Origin of the sequence: Aeromonas sp. QDB17 (genome assembly GCF_027705305.1) — a bacterium.
Lineage (GTDB): Bacteria > Pseudomonadota > Gammaproteobacteria > Enterobacterales > Aeromonadaceae > Aeromonas > Aeromonas caviae.
Genome location: NZ_JAPDBP010000017.1, coordinates 76,190 through 82,189, shown reverse-complemented (window position 1 = coordinate 82,189; position 6,000 = coordinate 76,190). Strand labels below are relative to the sequence as shown.

Below are 6,000 nucleotides of genomic sequence, written 5' to 3'. Positions count from 1 at the left end.
ATATCCCAGGTCGTTTAGCTCAGCTGGGAGAGCACCTCCCTTACAAGGAGGGGGTCACTGGTTCGAGCCCAGTAACGACCACCATGCTTTAAAAAATGATTTCGATGGGTCGTTAGCTCAGTCGGTAGAGCAGTTGACTTTTAATCAATTGGTCGCTGGTTCGAATCCAGCACGACCCACCATCATTTCAGTCATATCCCAGGTCGTTTAGCTCAGCTGGGAGAGCACCTCCCTTACAAGGAGGGGGTCACTGGTTCGAGCCCAGTAACGACCACCATATTGAAAAGCCCGCAGCGATGCGGGCTTTTTCGTTTCCGTCTCCCATCAGGTTCGCAGTCGATCCAGCTCGCTTGCCAGGGTGGTGGCCGCCTGTTCCAGTGCCTCGCTCAGGCGCTGGCTGGCATTGGCCTCTTGTCCCAGGGTGGTGGCGGCGTCACCGATGCGCATCAGGTTCTGGTTGATGGTGTCGCTCACGGCACTCTGCTGCTCGGCGGCGGTCGCCACCTGGCTGATGTGATCATGGATCTGCTGGATCTGGGTGACCACCTTATTGAGTGCCTCGAAGGCCTGCTCCGTACCTTCAACCGTGCTCACCGAGCGGGCGATCCCCGTGCTCATCAACTGCTGGCTGCTGGTGACCTCGGTTTGCAGGCTGCCGATGAGCTGCCCTATCTCGTCGGTGGATGAGCGGGTCTTGTTGGCCAGCGCCCTCACCTCGTCCGCCACGACGGCAAAACCCCTGCCCATGTCGCCAGCCCGCGCCGCCTCGATGGCTGCGTTGAGGGCCAGCAGGTTGGTCTGTTCGGCAATGGCCCGGATCACATCGAGGATGTGGCTGATATTGGTGCTGCGCTGGGCGACCTGGGCGACCGCCTTGTCGGCCTGATGCATGTCCTCGACCAGGGTATGGATCTCGCTGCGGGCTCTGCTCAATGTCTGCTGGGCCGTGCTGACATGGTGGGTCGCCGCTTCCGACTCCTGCGCCGCCTGTTCCGCATAGCCCGCCACGCTGACTGCCGTGGTGCTCATCTCGTGCATGGCGCTGACCACGCTCTCCAGCTCCAGGCTCTGATCATCCAGGCTGCTGCGCATGGCATCGGCCGTCTGTTTCATGCCCCTGGCCTGCTGATGCACCTGTTGCCCTATCTGCTTGCTGCCCTGCACCATGGCCCTCAGCTTGCCGAGGAAGGCATTGAGATGCCTGCCCAGCTCGATGAGCTCCTGGTGGGTGTCGATACGCATCTGCTGGGTCAGGTCGCCTTCATTGCTGGCGAGGTGGGAGACGTGGCGGCTGATGAGGGAGAGGGGCGCCGTGATGGTCTGGATGAACCAGACAAGCAGGCCCAGAGCCACCAGGGTGATGACAACGATGGCAACCAGCTGCTGCTGCTGGGTAGCCTGCAACAGGCTGCCGAGCTGCTGGCTGATGGTGTTGGCCTGGCTGAGGGCGAGGGCCTTGGGCACCTTGATCATCAGCCACCACTGGTTGTCGGCAGCCTCGATCCGTATGGGCTGCTGCAGGATGAAATCGCTGTCGGTATCGGCGGGGCGTCCATTCGGGGCAACCAGTCCGGCCTCTGTCAGGGGGCGCCCCAGTTTGTCCGAATGGCGGTTGCTGCCGACGATGAAGCCCGTCTTGCTGACCAGGGTGACCTCGGCCTGGTTGTCATAGAGGCTCTTGCCAAGGTGCTCGGCCAGTTGCTGAAAGATGGGCAGGTTCATGTCGACCCCAGTGATCCCGGCAAACTTGCCATCCTTGAGGACGGGCACCGTCAGGCTGGTCATCAGCATCTTCTGGCCAGGGCTTATCTCGTAGAGGTAAGGTTCCATCAGGCAGGGGCGACGAGTCTCGCGACCGCAGAGATACCACTCGCTGTTGCGAATGCCGAATTCATTGCGCGAGGTGTCGAACTTGGCGTCACTGGTGGCGGCATCTATGGTCTGCTGCGCGATGTTTCCGTTCTGTTCCCGGGTGAAGTAGACCTCGAGACTGCCCTTGCCGGCAACCGAATGGCTGGCGCCCGTCTGCCAGTCGGCGTCCTGTCCGTCGTAACCGTTGGGTTCGAACTGGGCGTAGATGGAACTGATCCCGTTTGCCTGGCGCAGGCGGCTGCCAAGCAGCAGCTCCACTTGTGGGCGACTCAGCCGCTGGTCCGGCTGGGCCATGCTTCCTTCAAGCTGCGCCGCCATGCCGAGCGGTATCTGATAGGCCTGCTGCAACTGGTCTTCGATCTGCACGGCATACCGCTCTGCCTGGAATTGCAGGGAACGGGAAACCTCCTGCTCCAGGGCGCCACGGGTCTGCGCCATGATGTCATCGCGCAGGCCGTTCAGCGAGGAGGACTGTATCCATGTCATGGCGACGCCACTGGCGAGAAAAAGTCCCAGCGTGAGCAACAACAACTTGGTCTTGAGCGAACGTTGTTTCATTCGACAACTCCTTTTGGCAAGAATGACAACGATATGGTCGGAGCGGGTCCTGACAGTTGTACTGTACTGGATTTGTTGATGGGTTTGTGCACGGCTTCTGGTTATAATTTTGGCCTTCCCGAGCGTTGATGGAACAGTCGCAATGAGCAATGCACTGAGCAGTATTCCGCCGGTAGTCGAGATGGACTACCCCTTCCCGGCCAAACCACAGCCCCTGACTCCCGAGCAGAAGGCGGCCCTGATCGCCGAGATCAAGGTGCTGCTCGAGGCGCGCCAGGCCGTGCTGGTTGCCCATTACTACACGGATCCCGAGATCCAGGCCCTGGCAGAAGCCACCGGTGGCTTCGTGGGTGACTCCCTGGAGATGGCCCGCTTCGGTCGCGACCATGCAGCCCAGACCCTGATCGTGGCCGGTGTGCGCTTCATGGGAGAGACCTCCAAGATCCTGAGCCCCCACAAGCGTGTGCTGATGCCGACGCTGGAGGCCGAGTGCTCGCTTGATCTGGGTTGTCCCATCGACCAGTTCTCCGCCTTCTGCGATGCCCACCCCGATCACATCGTGGTGGTCTATGCCAATACCTCGGCAGCGGTGAAAGCACGGGCCGACTGGGTGGTCACCTCCAGTATTGCGCTGGAGATCGTCGAACATCTGGACAGTCAGGGTCACAAGATCATCTGGGGCCCGGACAGACACCTCGGCGCCTACATCGAGAAGAAGACAGGGGCCGAGATGCTGCGCTGGCAGGGTCACTGCATCGTGCACGACGAGTTCAAGGCCAAGGCGCTGCGCGAGCTCAAGGCCCAGAACCCGGATGCCGCCGTGCTGGTGCACCCGGAGTCCCCGGCCTCCGTCATCGAGCTGGCGGATGCGGTGGGTTCTACCAGCCAGCTCATCAAGGCCGCCAAAGAGCTGCCCCAGCAGAAACTGATCGTGGCGACCGATCGCGGCATCTTCTACAAGATGCAGCAGGCCTGCCCGGAGAAGGAGATGGTGGAGGCGCCCACCGGCGGTGATGGTGCCACCTGCCGCAGCTGCGCCCACTGTCCCTGGATGGCGATGAACGGCCTGGTGGCCATCAAGGAAGCCCTCACCGACGGCGCCGAGCGTCACGAGATCCATGTGGATGAGGCACTGCGTCTCAAAGCGCTTGTCCCGCTCGACCGCATGCTGGATTTCGCCGCCGAGCTCAAGCTCAAGACCCAGGGCAACGCCTGACTGACTCTGATGGCAAGATGCAAAGAGGGCTCCCGCGGGAGCCCTCTTTATTTATCCGTCAGCGGTATCGTCAGATGATGACGGTGGAGAAGCTGTGCTCCTCGTCGGGTGGGACGGTGATCCCGTCCTCGGCGGTGATGGCCGCCTCGACACAGAGCATGGTGCAATAACCGTCGTCACTCATGTCGGCCATGGCGCTGGCCCCTTCCTGCCAGGGGGTCCAGACCACCACGCTGTCGTGGTTGCCGTTGACCACCCGGGTGGTGCGCTCACCATCCTGCACGCTGACCATGGCATCGGGCTGGCGGTAGATGCGATCCATGGCTGCGGTGACGGTCAGCGCTCCCTGTTGCAGTTCGTTTCGGCCGGTCAGCTTGTCCAGATAGGGTTCGCCGAGGCCGGTCACGGTTACCGCTTCCGGCGCACTGATCTGCAGGTAGGTGTGCAGGGCGGCATTGTAGGTGAGCGCTGACTTGCCGGTGTTGCGGGTGGTCAGCACCAGGGAAAGCTCCTTGCCGACCAGTACGTCCAGCTCCAGCTCGAAGGCATGGGGCCAGAGTGTCCTGTTGGCATCGTTGTCACGCAGGGAGAGGTGGACGAGTGTGCCATCCCCGTGATCGGAGACCCCATCCAGCGTCCACAGGCAGTTGCGTGCGAAGCCATGAGCCGGCTTGCCGCTGCCAACGCGAGCGGGGGAGGGGCCGAACCAGGGCCAGCAGAGGGGAATGCCGCCGCGAATGGGCTTGCTGCCATCCAGTATCGCCTTGTCGCTGAGCCAGAGAGAGGCCGGCTCACCATGGCGTTGGTAACGCAGCACATGGGCGCCAAACAGGCTTATCTCGGCCCTGGCGTGCTCATTGTCTATGGTCAGCAGGGGCAGGCCATCCTGGCTCAGGGTGCAGTGGGCAGTCAGCGTACGTGTCGGTGTCATAAAGGCTCCAGTGCTCGGGGACATTCAGAAAGGGTCCGTGATTCAGAATACAAAAAGGCGGCCATTGGCCGCCTTTTTTCAAGCTACGCGATTGCGCATCCCAAATTACTTGGAGATGTGAGCGATCAGGTCCAGAACCTTGCTGGAGTAGCCCATTTCGTTGTCGTACCAGGAGACGACTTTCACGAAGGTCTTGTTCAGCTGGATACCAGCCTTGGCATCGAACACGGAAGTCTGACGCTCACCCAGGAAGTCGGTGGAAACCACTTCGTCTTCGGTGTAGCCCAGCACGCCCTTCATGGCGCCTTCGGAGGCAGCCTTCATGGCCTGGCAGATTTCAGCGTAGGACGCTTCTTTCTTCAGGTTGACGGTCAGGTCAACAACGGACACGTCCGGAGTCGGAACGCGGAAGGCCATGCCGGTCAGCTTGCCGTTCAGTTCCGGGATGACCACGCCAACAGCCTTGGCAGCACCGGTAGAGGACGGGATGATGTTCTGAGCCGCACCGCGGCCACCGCGCCAGTCTTTGGCAGACGGACCATCAACGGTCTTCTGGGTAGCAGTGGTAGCGTGAACGGTGGTCATCAGGCCGGATTCGATACCGAAGGTATCGTTCAGAACCTTGGCAATGGGGGCCAGGCAGTTGGTGGTGCAGGAAGCGTTGGAAACGATGTCCTGGCCAGCGTAGGAATCCTGGTTAACGCCCATGACGAACATCGGGGTAGCGTCTTTGGACGGACCGGTCAGTACGACTTTCTTGGCACCGGCAGCGATGTGCTTGCGAGCGGTTTCGTCGGTCAGGAACAGACCGGTTGCTTCGGCAACAACGTCAACACCGATTTCGCCCCATTTCAGGTTGGCCGGGTCACGTTCAGCGGTAACACGTACGGTTTTGCCGTTGACGATCAGGTTGCCGTCTTTGACTTCAACAGTGCCCTTGAAGCGACCGTGAGTGGAGTCGTACTTCAGCATGTAAGCCATGTAGTCAACGTCGATCAGGTCGTTGATACCAACCACTTCGATGTCAGCACGCTCAGCGGCCAGACGGAAAACGAAACGACCGATACGGCCAAAACCGTTAATACCTACTTTGATAGTCATAATTGGTTACCTAACTGTTCAGTAGTCAAAGAAAATTCCGTTTGTAAATTTACTAGAACTCCCTCGCGAGTCAACCAACAATCTGCGCGAAATTGCGCTATATCATGAAAAACTGTGAAATTTATTTTCGGTTTATGTAACTGGCTACCAACTTTTGTTGAATGCATCATCAGCAAAGTCGGTGGCAGAGAACAACAATAGTGCCTGCCCGGTCACACATCCAGCCGGGGAGATATGTAAAAATGTGCGCGGTTTAGCATGGCCAAAGAGCCACTGTTCAAGTACCAACCATAAAAATTAATCACAAAATAGCGTAGACAGA

General features: G+C 59.7%; 4 protein-coding genes and 3 tRNA genes. 4 read left to right on the top strand and 3 right to left on the bottom strand.

Going from position 1 to position 6,000, the window contains the following annotated elements; all coding sequences use genetic code 11:
* The first annotated feature begins 8 nt into the window (after nt 1-8).
* The 3 genes from OKC41_RS14955 (at nt 9) to OKC41_RS14945 (ending at nt 277) form a co-directional block, all read left to right on the top strand.
* Nucleotides 9-84: transfer RNA gene (locus OKC41_RS14955), tRNA-Val, on the top strand.
* Between the two features lie 22 nt (nt 85-106).
* Nucleotides 107-182: transfer RNA gene (locus tag OKC41_RS14950), tRNA-Lys, on the top strand.
* A gap of 19 nt (nt 183-201) precedes the next feature.
* A tRNA-Val gene (locus tag OKC41_RS14945) sits at nt 202-277 on the top strand.
* A 47-nt stretch (nt 278-324) separates the two neighbouring features.
* On the opposite strand, the gene OKC41_RS14940 is transcribed toward OKC41_RS14945, so the two are convergent.
* Nucleotides 325-2,430: a methyl-accepting chemotaxis protein gene (locus OKC41_RS14940; RefSeq protein WP_201895103.1), complete on the bottom strand. Its 2,106-nt coding sequence runs from the start codon at nt 2,428-2,430 to the stop codon at nt 325-327.
* Nucleotides 2,431-2,572: 142 nt separating this feature from the next.
* Here OKC41_RS14940 and nadA point away from each other — a divergent pair, with 142 nt between their 5' ends.
* Nucleotides 2,573-3,646: a quinolinate synthase NadA gene (gene nadA / locus OKC41_RS14935; protein ID WP_201895104.1), complete on the top strand. Its 1,074-nt coding sequence runs from the start codon at nt 2,573-2,575 to the stop codon at nt 3,644-3,646.
* A gap of 70 nt (nt 3,647-3,716) precedes the next feature.
* Here nadA and OKC41_RS14930 read toward each other — a convergent pair whose 3' ends face one another.
* A complete protein-coding gene (locus OKC41_RS14930; protein ID WP_201895105.1) occupies nt 3,717-4,577 on the bottom strand; it encodes a D-hexose-6-phosphate mutarotase in 861 nt (286 codons plus the stop codon).
* A gap of 105 nt (nt 4,578-4,682) precedes the next feature.
* On the bottom strand, nt 4,683-5,678 hold the full coding sequence (gene gap, locus OKC41_RS14925; protein WP_010672882.1) for a type I glyceraldehyde-3-phosphate dehydrogenase: 996 nt from the start codon (nt 5,676-5,678) through the stop codon (nt 4,683-4,685).
* Nucleotides 5,679-6,000: the final 322 nt, after the last annotated feature.